The 15257-nt window shown below is 30.5% G+C and carries 22 protein-coding genes; 10 read left to right on the top strand and 12 right to left on the bottom strand.

Features of this window, described 5'->3' with window-relative positions; translation table 11 throughout:
• The first annotated feature begins 8 nt into the window (after positions 1-8).
• The 7 genes from CHELV3228_RS05215 to CHELV3228_RS05240 are packed head-to-tail and all read left to right on the top strand — an operon-like array spanning position 9 to position 5610.
• The gene (locus CHELV3228_RS05215; RefSeq protein WP_082199857.1) at positions 9-812 is read left to right on the top strand and encodes a hypothetical protein; all 804 of its coding nucleotides are present in this window, start codon (positions 9-11) and stop codon (positions 810-812) included.
• Between the two features lie 31 nt (positions 813-843).
• Positions 844-966: a hypothetical protein gene (locus tag CHELV3228_RS10690; RefSeq protein WP_255303413.1), complete on the top strand. Its 123-nt coding sequence runs from the start codon at positions 844-846 to the stop codon at positions 964-966.
• Between the two features lie 10 nt (positions 967-976).
• Positions 977-2365 carry a type IV secretory system conjugative DNA transfer family protein gene (locus CHELV3228_RS05220; RefSeq protein WP_082199858.1) on the top strand — a complete coding sequence of 463 codons (1389 nt, stop codon included), beginning with the start codon at positions 977-979 and terminating at the stop codon, positions 2363-2365.
• Complete coding sequence (locus CHELV3228_RS05225) at positions 2358-4610, top strand: HD domain-containing protein (RefSeq protein WP_082199859.1); 2253 nt, start codon at positions 2358-2360, stop codon at positions 4608-4610. Before CHELV3228_RS05220 ends, CHELV3228_RS05225 begins: the two co-directional genes overlap by 8 nt.
• 36 nt (positions 4611-4646) lie before the next feature.
• Positions 4647-4919, top strand: a complete 273-nt coding sequence (locus CHELV3228_RS05230) for a hypothetical protein (RefSeq protein ID WP_167562799.1) — start codon at positions 4647-4649, stop codon at positions 4917-4919.
• A gap of 2 nt (positions 4920-4921) precedes the next feature.
• Positions 4922-5353, top strand: coding sequence for a lytic transglycosylase domain-containing protein (locus CHELV3228_RS05235; protein WP_082199861.1), 432 nt, complete (start codon positions 4922-4924; stop codon positions 5351-5353).
• A 2-nt stretch (positions 5354-5355) separates the two neighbouring features.
• Complete coding sequence (locus CHELV3228_RS05240; RefSeq protein WP_082199862.1) at positions 5356-5610, top strand: hypothetical protein; 255 nt, start codon at positions 5356-5358, stop codon at positions 5608-5610.
• Positions 5611-5698: 88 nt separating this feature from the next.
• On the opposite strand, the gene CHELV3228_RS05245 is transcribed toward CHELV3228_RS05240, so the two are convergent.
• The 12 genes from CHELV3228_RS05245 to CHELV3228_RS05295 form a co-directional block, all read right to left on the bottom strand.
• Entirely contained in the window at positions 5699-6007 is a 309-nt protein-coding gene (locus CHELV3228_RS05245; protein ID WP_082199863.1) for a hypothetical protein, read from the bottom strand.
• 79 nt (positions 6008-6086) lie between these two features.
• Positions 6087-6386: a hypothetical protein gene (locus CHELV3228_RS05250; protein WP_082199864.1), complete on the bottom strand. Its 300-nt coding sequence runs from the start codon at positions 6384-6386 to the stop codon at positions 6087-6089.
• 94 nt (positions 6387-6480) lie between these two features.
• Complete coding sequence (locus CHELV3228_RS10290; RefSeq protein ID WP_167562800.1) at positions 6481-6807, bottom strand: hypothetical protein; 327 nt, start codon at positions 6805-6807, stop codon at positions 6481-6483.
• Between the two features lie 26 nt (positions 6808-6833).
• The gene (locus tag CHELV3228_RS10295; protein WP_167562801.1) at positions 6834-7328 is read right to left on the bottom strand and encodes a hypothetical protein; all 495 of its coding nucleotides are present in this window, start codon (positions 7326-7328) and stop codon (positions 6834-6836) included.
• 241 nt (positions 7329-7569) lie between these two features.
• Positions 7570-8172: a thermonuclease family protein gene (locus tag CHELV3228_RS05260; RefSeq protein ID WP_082199865.1), complete on the bottom strand. Its 603-nt coding sequence runs from the start codon at positions 8170-8172 to the stop codon at positions 7570-7572.
• Positions 8169-8390, bottom strand: a complete 222-nt coding sequence (locus CHELV3228_RS05265; protein WP_082199866.1) for a hypothetical protein — start codon at positions 8388-8390, stop codon at positions 8169-8171. The genes CHELV3228_RS05260 and CHELV3228_RS05265 overlap by 4 nt, the downstream gene beginning before the upstream one ends.
• A 17-nt stretch (positions 8391-8407) precedes the next feature.
• Positions 8408-8713, bottom strand: coding sequence for a hypothetical protein (locus CHELV3228_RS05270; protein ID WP_082199867.1), 306 nt, complete (start codon positions 8711-8713; stop codon positions 8408-8410).
• The gene (locus tag CHELV3228_RS05275) at positions 8703-8873 is read right to left on the bottom strand and encodes a hypothetical protein (RefSeq protein WP_156890192.1); all 171 of its coding nucleotides are present in this window, start codon (positions 8871-8873) and stop codon (positions 8703-8705) included. Before CHELV3228_RS05275 ends, CHELV3228_RS05270 begins: the two co-directional genes overlap by 11 nt.
• A gap of 42 nt (positions 8874-8915) precedes the next feature.
• A complete protein-coding gene (locus tag CHELV3228_RS05280) occupies positions 8916-9164 on the bottom strand; it encodes a hypothetical protein (protein WP_082199869.1) in 249 nt (82 codons plus the stop codon).
• 15 nt (positions 9165-9179) lie between these two features.
• On the bottom strand, positions 9180-10097 hold the full coding sequence (locus CHELV3228_RS05285) for a ParM/StbA family protein (protein WP_082199870.1): 918 nt from the start codon (positions 10095-10097) through the stop codon (positions 9180-9182).
• A 622-nt stretch (positions 10098-10719) separates the two neighbouring features.
• A complete protein-coding gene (locus CHELV3228_RS05290; protein WP_082199871.1) occupies positions 10720-11139 on the bottom strand; it encodes a hypothetical protein in 420 nt (139 codons plus the stop codon).
• A 173-nt stretch (positions 11140-11312) separates the two neighbouring features.
• Positions 11313-11630 (bottom strand): hypothetical protein, encoded by a 318-nt coding sequence (locus CHELV3228_RS05295; RefSeq protein WP_082199872.1) that lies wholly within the window; start codon positions 11628-11630, stop codon positions 11313-11315.
• Between the two features lie 1019 nt (positions 11631-12649).
• Between CHELV3228_RS05295 and traF the strand changes: the two genes are divergently transcribed.
• Genes traF through CHELV3228_RS05310 form a run of 3 tightly spaced genes read left to right on the top strand, consistent with a single transcriptional unit; the run spans position 12650 to position 15167 of the window.
• A complete protein-coding gene (traF, locus tag CHELV3228_RS05300; RefSeq protein WP_082199873.1) occupies positions 12650-13426 on the top strand; it encodes a conjugal transfer protein TraF in 777 nt (258 codons plus the stop codon).
• A complete protein-coding gene (locus tag CHELV3228_RS05305; protein WP_082199874.1) occupies positions 13426-14169 on the top strand; it encodes a chromosome segregation protein ParM in 744 nt (247 codons plus the stop codon). The genes traF and CHELV3228_RS05305 overlap by 1 nt, the downstream gene beginning before the upstream one ends.
• Positions 14166-15167 (top strand): TraU family protein, encoded by a 1002-nt coding sequence (locus CHELV3228_RS05310; RefSeq protein ID WP_082199875.1) that lies wholly within the window; start codon positions 14166-14168, stop codon positions 15165-15167. The genes CHELV3228_RS05305 and CHELV3228_RS05310 overlap by 4 nt, the downstream gene beginning before the upstream one ends.
• The last annotated feature ends 90 nt before the right edge of the window (positions 15168-15257 follow it).

Here is a 15257-nt window from a genome sequence, read left to right on the forward strand (position 1 = left end):
GGAACATAATGCAACAAGGTAGTGGAAATGTAGGTGGCAGAGGTGATATTAATAATTATGGCTCAGGAAGATTCGCCCACCCAAATTTAGATTTTGGGGAGTTAAAAGAAAGAAATGGGGGCGGCGGAAGACATATTTTTCACGCATTAAGCGAAATCCAAAGATACCATGTTATCGAAGAGCGTAGTGATGAAATTCCAAAAGAATATTTTACTATAGAACAAATTCTAGACTACATAAAAATAGGCTTTAAGAGCGGTATGTTTGAAAGCTTTATTTTTGCAGGATTACTATGTTTTTTACAGGTTATCTATCCTAGTTACAAATATTATTTTTTAAATAAATCTTTAACCTACAACGAACAAATATTTTTTAGTCTCACTTCCTATGCTCCCATTTTAATTTCCACATTATTTATGATTTATATTTCCAAATACTACAAAGGATTGCTTACTCGCCGAGCTATTTTTGCTCTAATGAACGGCAGAAGTTTCTCTTTTTTACCAAAAGGCTTTGTAGTGTTTTGGCTATTTTCGTGGCTTAAAGAAATTTCTCTTAATAATCCAAAAGTAATTTATTCTTGGGCGGATTGGACTTTATGGCTCGTTCAATATTTTAAGCCAAATATCAACACTGAGCAACTATATGTATTTTATTACAAATACATTATCCCAGCCCTACACGACACTAGCTATTCTTTGCTTTACTCAATGTGTATTTTTGCATTTTTACCTTATTTAACCATTTTTTATAAGGGTTATAGAGAAAGAGTTTTAAAAAGAAATAATCAAAATGCTTATGATGAGTATTAAGAGCATAAAGTCAATTATAAAAGGATAAAAAATGAAAAACAAAATAAATGGGTTGTTTTCAAAGGATGTAGCAAAATACTTCATCGTTGCAAGTAGAGCAAACCGCAAAAATTGCTGTTTAAATTTTGACTTGCCAAAACAAATTAAACACTAAAGAAAAACAAATGGCGTTTTTTGGCTCATTTTTTAATTTATTTATAAAAAAGCACGAAGAAGAAAAAACTCTCATCGGCAAAGGCTTTGATTTGGAAGATAAAAAAAGAGAAAGGCTGATTGACATTTATCAAATTGACGATAATAGCAAAAATCATACCTTTACTTTTGGCTCCACAGGTGTTGGTAAAACAAGGTTGATTGAGGGACTTATCGAACAAGATATTCCTAAAGGTAAAAATATCGTCATCATTGACCCAAAGGGCGATATAGGACTTTTCTCAAAAATGGTTGAAATCGCTAAAAAATGTGGCAGAGAGCAGGAATTAATGTTTCTTTCGCCAATTTATCCCGAATACTCCATAAAAATTAATCCTTTGGCAAATTACTATATGGAAGAAGAGGTTATAGCCCACATCGTTTCAGGTGTGCCTGCTAAAGATGAGTTTTTTTATAATGTGGCTAATGAAACAACCACAGCCGTTGTTAAAGCCTTATTTGTCATTAGGCGTTATGAAAACGATAATTCCACTTTAAATTTTGAAGAAATAGCAGAAAAGGTTTATTATGGCGGTTTGATTGAACTTAGAGATAAACTTGAAGAAATTCAAAAAAATGGCTATGAAGATTCGGAACTTAAAGGTTTGCTTTCTTTATATGAGAGGGTTTTATCCTCCCCGCAAGATTATTTTGCAAAGGTATCTTCCACCTTAAGGACAACACTCACCCAAATGACTATGGGTAATGTGGGAAAAATTATAGGTATGGCACAAAAAAATACTTTTATTGATAAGCTACAAAATGATGAAGGTGTGCTTTTATATATTATGACAGGCTCAATGCTTACAAGGCAAGTCTCAAGCATTATTTCAAAGGTAACTATTTCTATGATTCAATCCTGCGTGGGTAGAATTTACGCCTCAGGTAAGAAATTTAAAAATACACTCAAAATTTACATTGACGAAGCTGCTTCTTCAGTGTATAGAGGCATAGAAACACTTTACGCACAAGCAAGAGGTGCGGGAGTAGCCATTATGGGTCTTACTCAATCTGCTGCCGATTTAGCAGCCGAAATAGGACAAGACGGAGCAAATAGGCTTTTAGAACTCACTAATACAAAAATCATTATGCGTTTAAACGATACAAAAAGCTCAAAAATGATTTCTGATTTAGGAGGAAAGCGTAGAGCTTTTTCATACTTTTTAACAGTTGAGGGAGGTATTACCTCAAGGGAAGTTGAAGAATTAAATATTGAAAATGATGATGTTACCACTCTACAAAAGAGAGAATTTTATTATTTTGGATTTGAGGGGCGTTTTAAGGGAAAAACCTTAAGAGTAAGCGATGGAAAATTGCAAGTTTTAATGCCAAATGTAACGAGAAAGTTGGCTAATGTTTGATTTAATTGAAGCTGTGATGGAGTTTATTTACAAACATAGAATTTTTAGAAAATTTTTCTACTATACATTTTGGAGCGTTTTAGGGATACTATGTTTCGTTTGGTTTTTAATCTATAAAAACACAGGCATTATTAATTTTCATTTAAAAATACTTTTTGATTTAAATACATATAGATATTTGATGAATATTTATGATAGAGAAATTGCCATTTTTCTTGCTTTAGAACAGATTACACTTCTTAGCATTATCTTTTATCAAAACTATAAATTAAAATCCCCCTTGGATAAATCAGAAATTGAAAAAATAGACATCAAAGAACTTTCTAAAATTTGGCTCAATGAAGAAGAAATTGTTTTGCAAGATACCCTAATGCAAGAATTAAAAAAACCTATTTTTGCACCTGATGACACCAAAATGAGTATGCTTAATGTGGCAAATTTTAATGATGAAAAAACTTTAATTTTTTGCAACGAGATACTTAAAAATCATTTAAACTACCTTAATTTAAAGCAAATAGAAAGTATCATAAAGCTAATTCAGTTGCTAGAAAAGAACAAGGATTGCCCTAGTGTTGTTTCGCACTGCAAAGAAGATTCAAACCGTTTTTATGGCGAAGATAGAAAAAATACCAAAAGAAACGATAATGCCCCAAAAATAGGTGCTGAAATAGTTACGCTTGATGGAAAAACAAGATATGATATTTATGCTGAAATTAGCCTTTACGAACACTCTTTAAGCGTGGCTAAAAAAATTATATCTTTACTAAATGAGGATAAAAATTTAAGAGCTTATAAAAAATCATTTATGGGAAAAGCTATTATTGCGGCTCTCGCACACGACATAGGTAAAATTAATAATTATAATCTCAAAAAAGAAGTCATTATTTCCACCCTTTCGCAAAATAATACAAAAGATTTTGTGTATAGTGCTTTGCAAAAATCTGTTCCACACCATCAGCTTTCTTATATGATTTTATATGATGGATTTAAAGATTGCCCCGAATTAAACGAGATTGCTAATGCGGTTAAAAAACATCATAATGGTATGATAGAAAAAGATGAAATACTACTCAAGCTTTTAGTAGAGGCAGATAAAAAAACAAGAGAAGATGAACTTGATGATTATTTGAAGAAAAATCCATCATTTGCCCCAAGTATAACGCCGACAAATTTACAATCGGAAAATCAAAATAAAAATTCACAACAAAATGTCCAAAAATCAGAAGAAATACGAAATCTAAACGATTTAAAAACAACTTATAATAAGGTATCTTTTGAAGAAAAGAAAAAATATTATTGCTTATTTATTTTAAAAGCCAAAATTTCTCTTGAGGATTTACAAGAAACATTTTCACACATCTTATTTAAAGCATTAGAAAAGGAAATTTATAAGGAAAATGAGAAATATTTTATTCTCATAGAGCAAAAAAATAAAACTAATGCTTTTAATTTTTTCTATGATTTTGGGGAAATCTTAAAGCAAAAAGATAAAAATTTAAAAATAGGATTTGCTATGTTTAAAGACTGTGCTGATATTGAAGAAGCCATTTGTGGAGCCAAAATAGCTCTACAAAGTATTACGGGGCTTGAAAATATCATCTATAAAGATTACAAAGACTTACAAAATAATAAAAAATCCAAAATTTCACTTAAGGATTACACCGAGACAAACGAAGATGAAGCCACAGAACAAAAGAGCGAAAAGGATTTGAAAGATGATTTTTTAGAAACACTCGAAATGTTTGAAAGCATTGATAAAAAAGTTGATACACTTGAAGTTGTTGGAAGTTTGGAAGAAAGTTTTGACATACAAAAGATAGAGCAAATTTTGTTTGAGATTTTAAAAAATCAAATCAATACCTCAAAACAAAAAGGCTTTGTGAATGCCGTGCAAATCATAACTCATAAAAATTTGGTTTTGGTAAGCAAAGAATGCCTAATGGAAGCTTTATCCATTGCCTTAAAAGATAGTGTGAAAAATATAGAGCGTAAGGCTAATTATTTAATTAGACATTATCGCTATCACAACGATGAAAATAAAAGATTAATATGGTTTGTGGGGGTTGATAAGGGCTTTTATCACTCAAGATACACTCTTGTAGAAAATAAACAAAATTATGATTTTTACTGCATACCCTTTGATTCCAAAAAAACTTTCGGTTTAAGCCCAAGTGATTTAGAAATGATGAAAAACAACAGTGATTTAAAGGCTATTAAAGTGTTGCAATTTAATAAAAATATTTAGGAGGTAAAAGATTTGAAAAAGAGAAGGATTGATTTATTGAGAAGAAAAAATTCAAAAATTATTCTTGTAGATACCTTAGAAGCGGAAATGATTGCTGACTTAGCTTTTAAAGCCAATGATATTTTTTTAAAACTTAAAAAATCAGCTGGCGTAACAATAGATTATGACAGCATTGACGAAACTCTAAAACTTTGGAATTTAATTATGGTAAAAACATCGCAAAGTTTAGAAAAAATAGCAAATAAACTAGATATGGAATATGTTGAACCCTCATCAATTACCATTTTGAAAAAAAGCGAGGAAAATTAACTTTGAGGCAGATTTTTATTATAACATTTCTCATTACAACTCTTAGTGCCAACTACTATATAGAAGCAGGGAAAAGATTTGGGATAGACCCTCAGCTTTTATGGACTATCGCCTATAAAGAAAGTAGGCTTAATCCAAATATTATCAGTAAGAAAAACAAAAATGGAAGCTATGATATAGGCATAATGCAAATTAATAGTATTCATTTGCCTAGACTTAAAAAACAATATGGAATTAGCAAAGAGGATTTACTAAACCCAAAAATCAATATCTTTATAGGTGCAGAAATTTTAAAAATGTGTTTTAATAAGCACGGCTTAAATGAAAAAGCTATCACTTGCTATAACGGCAGAATCAAGAATAATAATTATGGCAAAGAGGTGCTTTCTTTACTCAAAGAAGCTAGAGAAAACAATGGAAGAATGCAAAAATAATTATGCCTGAAATCAATTATTTGCAAATAGCATTTTTTCTTTATATATGCTTTGCCTTGACAGGAATTATCCTCTATTTTATCAATACGGCATATAAAATCTACCAAATTTATTACAAACTAGGTAGGAAATTTAAGTGGATTAAGGGGCGTTATCATTATGTAAAATGGAAAATTCCAAATCTTGAAAAACAAATAGAGAAGCATAAAAAGAAAAAATTTGATGAGTGGAAGAAGTTTAGGTCATTTAAGAGATAGGCTCGGTATTGTATTTTCTGAATAAATCAAAGTTCCCTTAAGAAGAGAGTTGGAAAATAAGTCCCACGCAGAAATATCAAAATTAAATCTAAGATTTACTAACCTTATTGCCCTTATTCAATTCTTCAAGCTGTTTAGAAATTTTTTTCAAATTTCTAACAATATCATGGTTGCTATTAAAAAATATAACATCTTTCAATAAACTTACGGCTTTTTTACGAGAATCTTGAGTATTATTGTCTATCGTATTACAATTTTCCGCAATTTCACCGTTATCGCTTTTCTCTTTACGCCACTCAGCAGTCTCATGCAAATATCTCACCAATACAACAATAAGCAATATAACGGCAATCGCCAATGAAAACAAAATGGGTATGTAAAATGAATTAATATCCATTACTTTATCCCTTCTTAAAAACACCAACTTGTGGAACTTGCTATAATTTCTCCTTTAAAATTTCCCATCACAAAACCTCTCAATCAGGCTTAAAGCCACTCTCTAAGATAATTTTAGTCATCGCACCTCTTAAGTGCTTAAACTTATCCATAGCTTCTACATTGCTAAATCTTAAAAGCCTTACTTTATCATCTTGCTTGAAAAGCACTTGAAACACTTCGCCACTTTCTTTACATTTTACTAAATCCATATTTGTAAAATCTTCGATAAATTCGTAATCTTTTGTAAATTTATCAATAGAAATATCAAACAAATCTGCATTATAATTTTCTTTTAAATCTACTTTTAAAAGTGCTTGTTCTACTTCGTTTTGTGTCATTTTGAGTCCTTAGAATTTTGGCAAGTTTTAGTTTATTCAATTTTAATGATTAGTCTAAAAGAATGAATAATATGATTAATGATATTTTCGCACATTATTTTCCTTTCTCAAATAAATTCTGCTCTTGTATTAATTCAGGTTCGATAATGCCTTCAATATCTTTTAAAAAGTATTCATTTTCTAAAACCTGCAAATCTTCGCTAATATAAGTTTTGCAAATCAAAGTCCCTCTTATCTTATCTCCGCAAGATAATTTAACCCTTCGATTCTTTAAATCCTTTTTAAAATTTTCATCATCAATTTTGACCTTTATCGCCCTATCGTGGATAATTTCCCATTTGCTTTCTCCTGCTAAATCAGGCTTTTTTATAATAAATGCACCTTGTATGTGGCTGATATGCTCCTTAACATCTTCAGTCATTTTTGGGTCATAATCAAATGTTTCACTTATTCCATTACTTTTTCTTCAAATATTATCATAGGCTTATGTTTAAACTCCTTTGCTTTATGTGTTAATTGTGATACGCAGCGGAGTAAATTAGAGCGATTAGTATTATAACCATAATGCTTCAACTCACTCTCTTCTACAAGATTTTGATATTCTTTAGGAATATCAAAGTATTCTTTATTTTGTATCTTTTTCAATATCATCTTTTTAGATTTGATGAGTAAAGTCGAGATTAATTCTTTTGGATTATTTACATAGTTTTTAATATCCTCATCACTTATTTTTCTAAGCTGTTCTGCAATCCATATTTTTATAGAACCTTTTTCTATGGATTTAATTTGAATATTTATATCAACTTCAACTCCAAAAACCGAAACCAAAGAGCGATTCAAATCATCAATGCTTAAAAGTAAATCCGTAATCTTTTTAAAAAATAGCGTAGCATTTTCTTCGTCAAGATATTCAAATTTTAACTCATAGTTTTGTTCTACCATCGATTTCTTTCTGCTGACATTTTCTTCATTTTAAAAAGATAAGTGTTAGGATATATCGTTTTCTTATCCCTTTACACTTGCTTTATTATATAAAAACTCTTTAATTTTTATTCATATTCCAACGATTTATATTAAGAGCAATTGCTTCCACGGGAACTTTATAAAGAAAAGAATTTGCTATACTTTGTGCTTTCATCTCCTTACTCCTCTCATATCATCATTATAACACAATAATAAATAACTAACGATTTTTATTCCTAAACTCACTAGGCTTTATAGCATTTTCATCTTTCCAAAGTCCTAGTTTAAACATTTGTGCGTCTGCTTGTTCGGCTAAATATTTTGTAGAATAGCTTTCATAAGCCCACGCATAACCATTTTTAACCATTTCTTTATTAATGTCTTTATCGTTTAAAAGGATTGTGCCTATAGTTCTTTGATATTTATCTTTATCGTTAATGATGAGGATTATTTCCTTATCTAAAATGAGAGAGCTTAAATATTCTTTTGCTTCTTTTCCAAAAGCTTGTTTTTTCTCAGGGGCGTCTATGCCAAATAAACGCACTTTAATCTTAGGACTTTGTTTAATGTCTTCTTGCTTCACTAATAATTCTATGGTATCTCCGTCTATCACTCTTAAAACTCTTCCTTGTATGTTGGAGTAAGTTAGAGTGGTGTTTTGTGGTAAAAAGTGAGTGAGATTAAGGTTTGAAAGTATATTGTGGTTTAAGCTTGAAGATAAGCTTGGACTTTGACTTATTATAAAAATAACAATAGCGATAACTAAAGAAAAAGTTATCTTCTTTGTTTTTAGTATTCTTTTGAGTAGGTTGATTAATGTCATAGTATGTCCTTATTCTTAACAACCTTTATTGTTTCAAACCTACACCCCACTTTTCCTAAATCCATTATATTAAAGCGTTCGTCCTTATCATTATCATAATTATAAAAAGCGACTTTAAAGCCCTTTAAAACAACTCCATAACGCTTTTCGTTAAGACTTTTAAGCTCTACTATATTACCCTCGCAAATCTGCTCTTTATAGTAAAAAATCATTTCCATAATTCTGTCCTTTCCATTTACATCTTTGCAAAATCAAACATCATTTTTCCCTTATCGCCCTCAACTTGTGGCAATGGTTTTTCTATGACCTTTATGCCCTTGTTTTCATATTTAAGATTTTGAATTTGCTCTTTAGTTTTTCTCTTTCTTTTAGGGCGAGTAATACCATCAAAGTGAAACTCTATTCTTGGTTTTGCTCTAGAAAACTCAAGTATAGCTTGTTCTATATACAAGCCTTTACAACCTTTTGGCAATTGCTCTAAAACATCTAAAACTTCTTGACTTTTTATATTAATCACTAATCTTGTGGCATTATTTGTCATATTCTTCCTTTCTTTCAAATCTATTCCACATTTCTATGATAAAGAAAAATAAAGGAAAAATAGCAAGGATAGAAGCAAGAGTCATTTCAAAGTCTTTCTTGCTATCAAAATACACTATAAGATACAAATCTATAACCGCTGCTATTACAGCTATTCCCATTAAGATTTTTAATTTCAAATTTTTCCTTAACACTCTTATCCTTTAAAAATTAAACTCGGGCTTATTGTCCTCTTCTGCATTGCAAGAATTTATAATGTCCTCATTGTGAAATAATGGAATTCTTATCTCATCTTTTTCAATTTTTCCCTCAAAAAAGGTATGGAAAAAGACATCGTCTCTCCACAACAGCATTAAAGAAGCCTCTATGGCTTTTTCTTGCATATCTTTTGGAACTCTTTGCCATTTACTAAGAGCATTTTCGTTCATAGGTATTGTGATTTGTCGAGTCATTATTTTTGCTCCTTTCTAATTTAGATTTTCAAAAGCACCTTTATAATAACCTCTAACATTTGAGTATTCATAAGGATTTGGTGCCAAGATAATGTTCGGTCTTTCTTGCCTAATATATTCCTCATCTAAAAAATAAGCTCCCCCACCTCCTATAATGACCCCATCAGAGCGTATCATTAAGTCGCCGCATTTATTTGAGAATTCGTCCAAAACAAAATCAATATATCTTTCAGTCATCGACATTATGGTGTCCTTAAAATCAATTCTTTGACCTGCAATTTTGACCTCTCTATTTAGAAAAACTTTTTTAGCTTCCTGTTCGCTAAAATCTACCCTATACTCTCTAGTAAGAATTTTTTGTAAATCCACGATGATTTTGTTGGCTCCACCTTGATTAGCAAAACACAAATCGGACCTAGCCTCATTATCATCAAACACTAAAAAGTCTAAAGTGTTGTATCCTATGTCAATAACACCTATTAACTCATCTTCCTTTGGCATAGGACACTCTAAAAATATTCCCTGTCCTTGAGCAAAAAGAAAAATCTTGGGTTTTAAATGAATTTCACCTATAGTAAAACTTTTTAATGAATTCATAAAATCCTCTGCAACTTGATAGTTTAATAAAGACAAACCTGTGGCAATGGAAATAGGCTTATCAAAATCAATTTCAGCCTGCTTTAAAGCGTGAAAAACTAATAATGGGGAGTATTTGTTTAAAAAATTAAAGCCTCTTGTAGCGATAGCTCCCAAAAGAGCCTTTTGTCCCACTCTATATTGCACACCATTATAAAGATAAACATCTTTTTTGTTTTCAGACAAATCAACTTGTGCCTGTCTTACTTGCTCTATGGCTGAGGGAAATTTAAAACACTTCCCCTCATAATAGACTTTTGTATCTCCATAGCCTATATCTATAGCAATTTGTTGCATACTTTTCCTTTCTTAATTACTGTAATTTAACTTGCTTTTTAAGTTCATTTGAAAGCACCTTAAATGTATTTATAAGTATAGCATAAAAAAGAATAATTTACAATATATTTTTAACATTATTTATTATATTTATGTATTATTTTAAGTTCATTATTTTACACTTTGATGTGAGTGATAAGTTATGTTTAGGTATAGCTGAGATACACTCAAAGTATAGTTGAGCGTAAGTTCAAGTTAAAAATGGAAAAAAATAGTAAAAAAATGCACTTAATGTGTATTTGACTGTATCCTAATGTGCTTTTTAGGTTTAATTGAGCGTCAGTTAATTTTTGATAAAATGGCTATTTTGTAGGGTTTTAAAAAAGAAAATTTATGTTTTATAAAATATTTATTCTTTTTATTAACACAAGAAGAATACGAAAGAATAGACCATTTGCTTCCATAGCTCTCAAAGCCACCTAGATTAATCTATGGGCTTCAAATTCTTTTAAAATAGCATTATTTTATGGGACAAGGACTTATTTCTAGTCAAAAAAAGTATTATTGAACTTTAGAAATAAACGCTTTAGATTGCATTTTGAGGCTAAAAAATATTTTTATGGTGGGAGGGGTTATCCTTAATCTACTTTTTTGATTTAATGGCTTGTTTTGAAAGAATATCAAGGGTCTCTTCAAAATATTTTAAATCGTTAGGTGTTAAAGCGATTTTATTTTTTAATACCCCATACTTATAGGCTCTCATAATGTCTATATTTGGGTATCTCACCTGAATTTTTTGTAGAGTTTGATTTCTCGCAACCCTTGCAAGTTTGGCTTTATATTTATTTTTTATCTTTTTGAAAATGATTTTAGCTTTAGCCTTTACAAATGGCTTATCGTTTTCGGTTTTTCCATAAATCTTTAGGATAAAATCAAGGCAATTTTTTTCTGAACTAATGCGTCTTTTATCTTGGGTTTTTAAGGTGTAGATATGATGATTTTTAACCCAACTATCAATAGTTTTTTCAAGCTTTTGTGATGGTTTATGTTTGCTTAATTCCATTGTGCTGTATCCTCATTTTTTATATAAATAATAACATAAAAGGAATAACTTAACAATATTATAAAGCTTTAAAAGTTTTTAAAATTGCAATTTTGTTAGAATTTTTAAGGGTATATTTTAGAATATTTTATGATAAATTCCTCCCATTTGCGTGAAAATGAGAAGGAAAATGATTATTTACTTGAATTGTTTTCTACGCCCTCTTCTTCTGCGTTAAATCTGCGTTTATAAACACAAGTAACACCTGCCTTATTCTGCACTATAGGATAATTAAAATCGCAATAATAAGTTGAAACAATTATAGGAAGTTGCTCGTTACCCCACCTTTGCGGTTGAAATGAAAGCACTTGTCCGTCTTTACATTTTGATACACCTGATAAGAGTTCAAAACTTGCTACACAAACTTCATTTTTGTAAGATGATTTTGCATTGTCTAAACAACCACTCATTGTAAAGCCAAGTATGGCAACTAAAAATATATACTTTTTCATAAAAATCCTTTGAAATAAAATGAGAGGGTGATTATAGGGCAAGTAATTTAAACTTAGATAAAAATAAGAGTTGAAAATGCGAATAAGGGATTTATTGGGTGGTATTATAGTTTTAAGGATTTGGATTAGAGTTGTGAATAAATTAGAGGAAAGATGAGTGTGAAAATGAGGTGGAAAAGGAAAGGTTATTGTAGATAGGATAATTAGATTATGAAGAGTGTGGAGTATGAGAGTGGGATTTTGATTGAGTGTTAAGGCGTAAAAAATAGGGGGAAAATGATAAAAAATAAAAAGCAATAAAGGGTATGAATACATAGCACATAAAAACGATAGTAATGTAGAGTGATACGAGTTCTTTTCTTAATTGAAAATTAAAGTTCTATTTTATAGTGTTTAGAAAGCCATTTAGGGTATGACTACTTGACACATAGATACGCTCTATGCGACCATTACAAGCTTAATCTAATTTTAAAGTGTGATTTTATAGTATTTTGAAAGACTTAAGGGATATGCCTAGCTGTCTTATAGATACCTCTATGCGACTATTTATTCCTTAATTAAATCTTAAGTTATGGATTAATAGGACTTCAAATTGCTTACAGGATATGGGTAGTGGCATCATAGATAACTCTATGCTATGTATATTTTCCATTTTTAAACTGAAACAAAAGATTTCTTTCAACAATGCCCCATATGCTTTATAATTTTCTCTCAATTTTATTAAAACGCTTTATTTAAGTCGCAACGAAAACATAGACAATCTAAACCGAAAAAATAAAAAATATCTCAAAAACTACATTTAATTTCTCGCTTAAAATTATCATTAATTTTAGTATAAAAATAATTTTAAAATTATTTTGCCATACATTTAGACCTACAAAAATAATAAAAAATTTGTCTGCATAAAAGATACTTTAAAATTATTTTTTATTTTAAGCTATATTTTCTATATTTTAAATATTACAAAAATTAGTATTTTATGATATAATTACAAAAACAAATGATTAGGACTTAAAATTGTGAATAAAATCTCTTTATTATCCATATTAGTGTTAAGCGTTAATTTGCAAGCTAATGCCTTTTTTGAAGATAGCAAACGAGGTTGGCATTATTACGAACAATATGCAGATAACAATATCACGGAAGATAATAAAACTAAAATACAAAAAAGAATCAATGAAGATGATATTTTCATATCTTCTATACCACTAAATAATTTAGATTTATTAACAGCCGAAGAATTTACACAAACTTTTGAAAAAGTAAGAAAAATAGCCATTATGAATCCCACAAAAACAAATGTGATGACAATGCAAATTATGAATAAATGGCAGACGGACCAAGCTGAAAAATTTGCTAAAGTTTGGGCTTTGAACTTACTAGAAAATCCAAATCTTGAATATCCTGAAATAAGGGAAGATAAATTTGGTCGCAGTGAAATGTATAAGCAAAAACAAGAAAAAATAGCTGAGTTTTTTAAAAAACATAAAAACGACTTTTCTTATGTTGTTTTTGTAAGCAATTTAAACCAAGAAATTAATGAAAAACAAAAAGCTGTTTATAATGATATACAAAGAGAATATGACACTAATGTTGAATATATTGATATTGATATTAAAAAAGACTTGATTGCCAAATTTAAACTTAGCACGACACCTGAAAATTTCTTCATCTACAGAAATTCAAAAGGAGAAGCAATTTGGCAAAGAGTTAAAGCAGGACTTACAAACAAAGATGACATATTAAACAATACGATATTTTTATTTGACAATGCTATTTTGGAAAAGGATAGATAATGAAACGATTTTTTCTTACAAGTTTAGCTCTATCAACCCTCATCTACGCAACAAATATAAAAGAACTCAATCTCGGCGAAGTAAAACCTTTTGCAGAAAGAGATATGATAGAACTAATAGAAGAACATATCGCTAAAAACAAAGATGAGATTGAAGCAAGAGCAAATCAATTTAGAGAACAAGCTAAGGAAAATGTAATCCACTATAAACCTAAAGGCTTAACCCCTCTAAAACCAGCTTTAGAAGATAGAGTATTTTATCCTGATTTAACTTACACGCTCAATGAAGATATAAAAGATGTTAATGGAAAAGTGCTTTATAAAAAAGGCTTCTCTTTTAACCCTGCTAATTATGTCAAAATCTCTTATGCTTTAGTTATCATAGACGGCACAAATAAAAAGGAAGTGGAGTGGTTTAAAACAAGTGGCTATGCAAACAAGCTCACCCACAAACTTCTACTCTCTAATGGAAGCTTTTATGAGCTAAACAAAGAACTCAAACAAGAAGTCTTTTATCTTATGCCTCAAATCAAAGATAAATTTAAAATCGAAAAAACACCTAGCATTGTAATTCAAGAAGGAAACAAAATTAAAGTCAGTGAAATTTGTCTTCCTTGTAAAGAGCAAAACATTACAACCAACGAAAGCTTAGAAAACAATTTAAGCAAAAGCTTAAACACTGATTTAAATTCAAGTTTAAACAAAGAACAAGATTTAAACAATTCTCTTAAGGCTAAACAATGAAAAATAAACTAAAGCTTTCTTTAATCGCTTTTGCAAGTGTTAGTGTTATTACCCTATTTCCACAAAAAGCAGAAGCTGTTTGCACTCCAAATCCCGCTCAAATCGTAACCACTTTAGGAAGTTTATGTTGGAGTTGTATTTTTCCTTTGAGTGTGGCAGGAATTCAGGTCGCTCACGGACCTATGCCTGACCCTCAAGGTGCAGTAGGCTCACCCATTTGTATTTGCCCTGCTCCACCTCCCTTATTTATAAGAATAGGCATACCTGTGGGATATTTTGAGCCAAATCGTATGATAGATAGCGTGAAAGACCCTTATTGTTTTATGGGACTTGGCTTTGGAATTCCTGAATTAGTCGGTGCAGGAAAAGGCACTAAAGGGGACGGCAATGATAGAACAAGAGTTTTTTATCAAAGCCATTATTATATTTATCCCGTGATTGAGATTTTAAGCATACTCACTGACTTTGTTTGTATGAGTATAGGGGGCATTGATATAGCTTATATGACAGAGGTCGACCCCTTATGGCAAGATGATGAGCTAACCGCTTTAATCAATCCTGAAGCCTTACTCTTTGGTAATCCTATCTCAAATCTTGCCTGTATGGCTGATAGTGTTAGCTCTATGGCTAATGTTGCCTTAGACCCTCTTTTTTGGTGTAAAGGCTCTTGGGGTAATGCTTATCCACTTTCAGGCAATACGGGAAGTAAAGACTATGTAGAAGACGCCGCTAGTATAGCAGCGAGTATGATTTATAAGCTTCATAGAGAACTTATACTTTGGGAAAGTGCAGGACAACTAGGACTATGTGGGGAATTTCCTATGCCTATATGGAGAAAATCCTCATATAGACTACAAATCACAGCCCCTATTCCTCACCCTATGGGTATGGCTATAGGACAAAGTGGAATTTTATGGAGCTTTGCAAAAAACCTACCATCTCTTGGAGATAACTTCTCTTTTCTCTTGTTTAAGAAAAGAGAATGTTGTGTATTTTAACTTATGAAAGGAGTAAAGATTAAGAAGTTTTAAAAAGCCAAAGGGTATTCTAGCCCCCTCAAAAGAGGGGAAGGCTAATAAGCCTTGACA

This window comes from Campylobacter helveticus, assembly GCF_002080395.1.
GTDB classification, from domain to species: domain Bacteria; phylum Campylobacterota; class Campylobacteria; order Campylobacterales; family Campylobacteraceae; genus Campylobacter_D; species Campylobacter_D helveticus.

Bases quoted from the DNA above. Each gene is read 5' to 3' on its own strand.
- CHELV3228_RS05215 (WP_082199857.1), top strand. From the start codon at position 9: ATGCAACAAGGTAGTGGAAATGTAGGTGGCAGAGGTGATATTAATAAT.
- CHELV3228_RS10690 (WP_255303413.1), top strand. From the start codon at position 844: ATGAAAAACAAAATAAATGGGTTGTTTTCAAAGGATGTAGCAAAATAC.
- CHELV3228_RS05220 (WP_082199858.1), top strand. From the start codon at position 977: ATGGCGTTTTTTGGCTCATTTTTTAATTTATTTATAAAAAAGCACGAA.
- CHELV3228_RS05225 (WP_082199859.1), top strand. From the start codon at position 2,358: ATGTTTGATTTAATTGAAGCTGTGATGGAGTTTATTTACAAACATAGA.
- CHELV3228_RS05240 (WP_082199862.1), top strand. From the start codon at position 5,356: ATGCCTGAAATCAATTATTTGCAAATAGCATTTTTTCTTTATATATGC.
- CHELV3228_RS05245 (WP_082199863.1), bottom strand. From the start codon at position 6,007: ATGGATATTAATTCATTTTACATACCCATTTTGTTTTCATTGGCGATT.
- CHELV3228_RS05250 (WP_082199864.1), bottom strand. From the start codon at position 6,386: ATGACACAAAACGAAGTAGAACAAGCACTTTTAAAAGTAGATTTAAAA.
- CHELV3228_RS10290 (WP_167562800.1), bottom strand. From the start codon at position 6,807: ATGACTGAAGATGTTAAGGAGCATATCAGCCACATACAAGGTGCATTT.
- CHELV3228_RS10295 (WP_167562801.1), bottom strand. From the start codon at position 7,328: ATGGTAGAACAAAACTATGAGTTAAAATTTGAATATCTTGACGAAGAA.
- CHELV3228_RS05260 (WP_082199865.1), bottom strand. From the start codon at position 8,172: ATGACATTAATCAACCTACTCAAAAGAATACTAAAAACAAAGAAGATA.
- CHELV3228_RS05265 (WP_082199866.1), bottom strand. From the start codon at position 8,390: ATGGAAATGATTTTTTACTATAAAGAGCAGATTTGCGAGGGTAATATA.
- CHELV3228_RS05270 (WP_082199867.1), bottom strand. From the start codon at position 8,713: ATGACAAATAATGCCACAAGATTAGTGATTAATATAAAAAGTCAAGAA.
- CHELV3228_RS05275 (WP_156890192.1), bottom strand. From the start codon at position 8,873: ATGGGAATAGCTGTAATAGCAGCGGTTATAGATTTGTATCTTATAGTG.
- CHELV3228_RS05280 (WP_082199869.1), bottom strand. From the start codon at position 9,164: ATGACTCGACAAATCACAATACCTATGAACGAAAATGCTCTTAGTAAA.
- CHELV3228_RS05285 (WP_082199870.1), bottom strand. From the start codon at position 10,097: ATGCAACAAATTGCTATAGATATAGGCTATGGAGATACAAAAGTCTAT.
- CHELV3228_RS05290 (WP_082199871.1), bottom strand. From the start codon at position 11,139: ATGGAATTAAGCAAACATAAACCATCACAAAAGCTTGAAAAAACTATT.
- CHELV3228_RS05295 (WP_082199872.1), bottom strand. From the start codon at position 11,630: ATGAAAAAGTATATATTTTTAGTTGCCATACTTGGCTTTACAATGAGT.
- CHELV3228_RS05305 (WP_082199874.1), top strand. From the start codon at position 13,426: ATGAAACGATTTTTTCTTACAAGTTTAGCTCTATCAACCCTCATCTAC.
- CHELV3228_RS05310 (WP_082199875.1), top strand. From the start codon at position 14,166: ATGAAAAATAAACTAAAGCTTTCTTTAATCGCTTTTGCAAGTGTTAGT.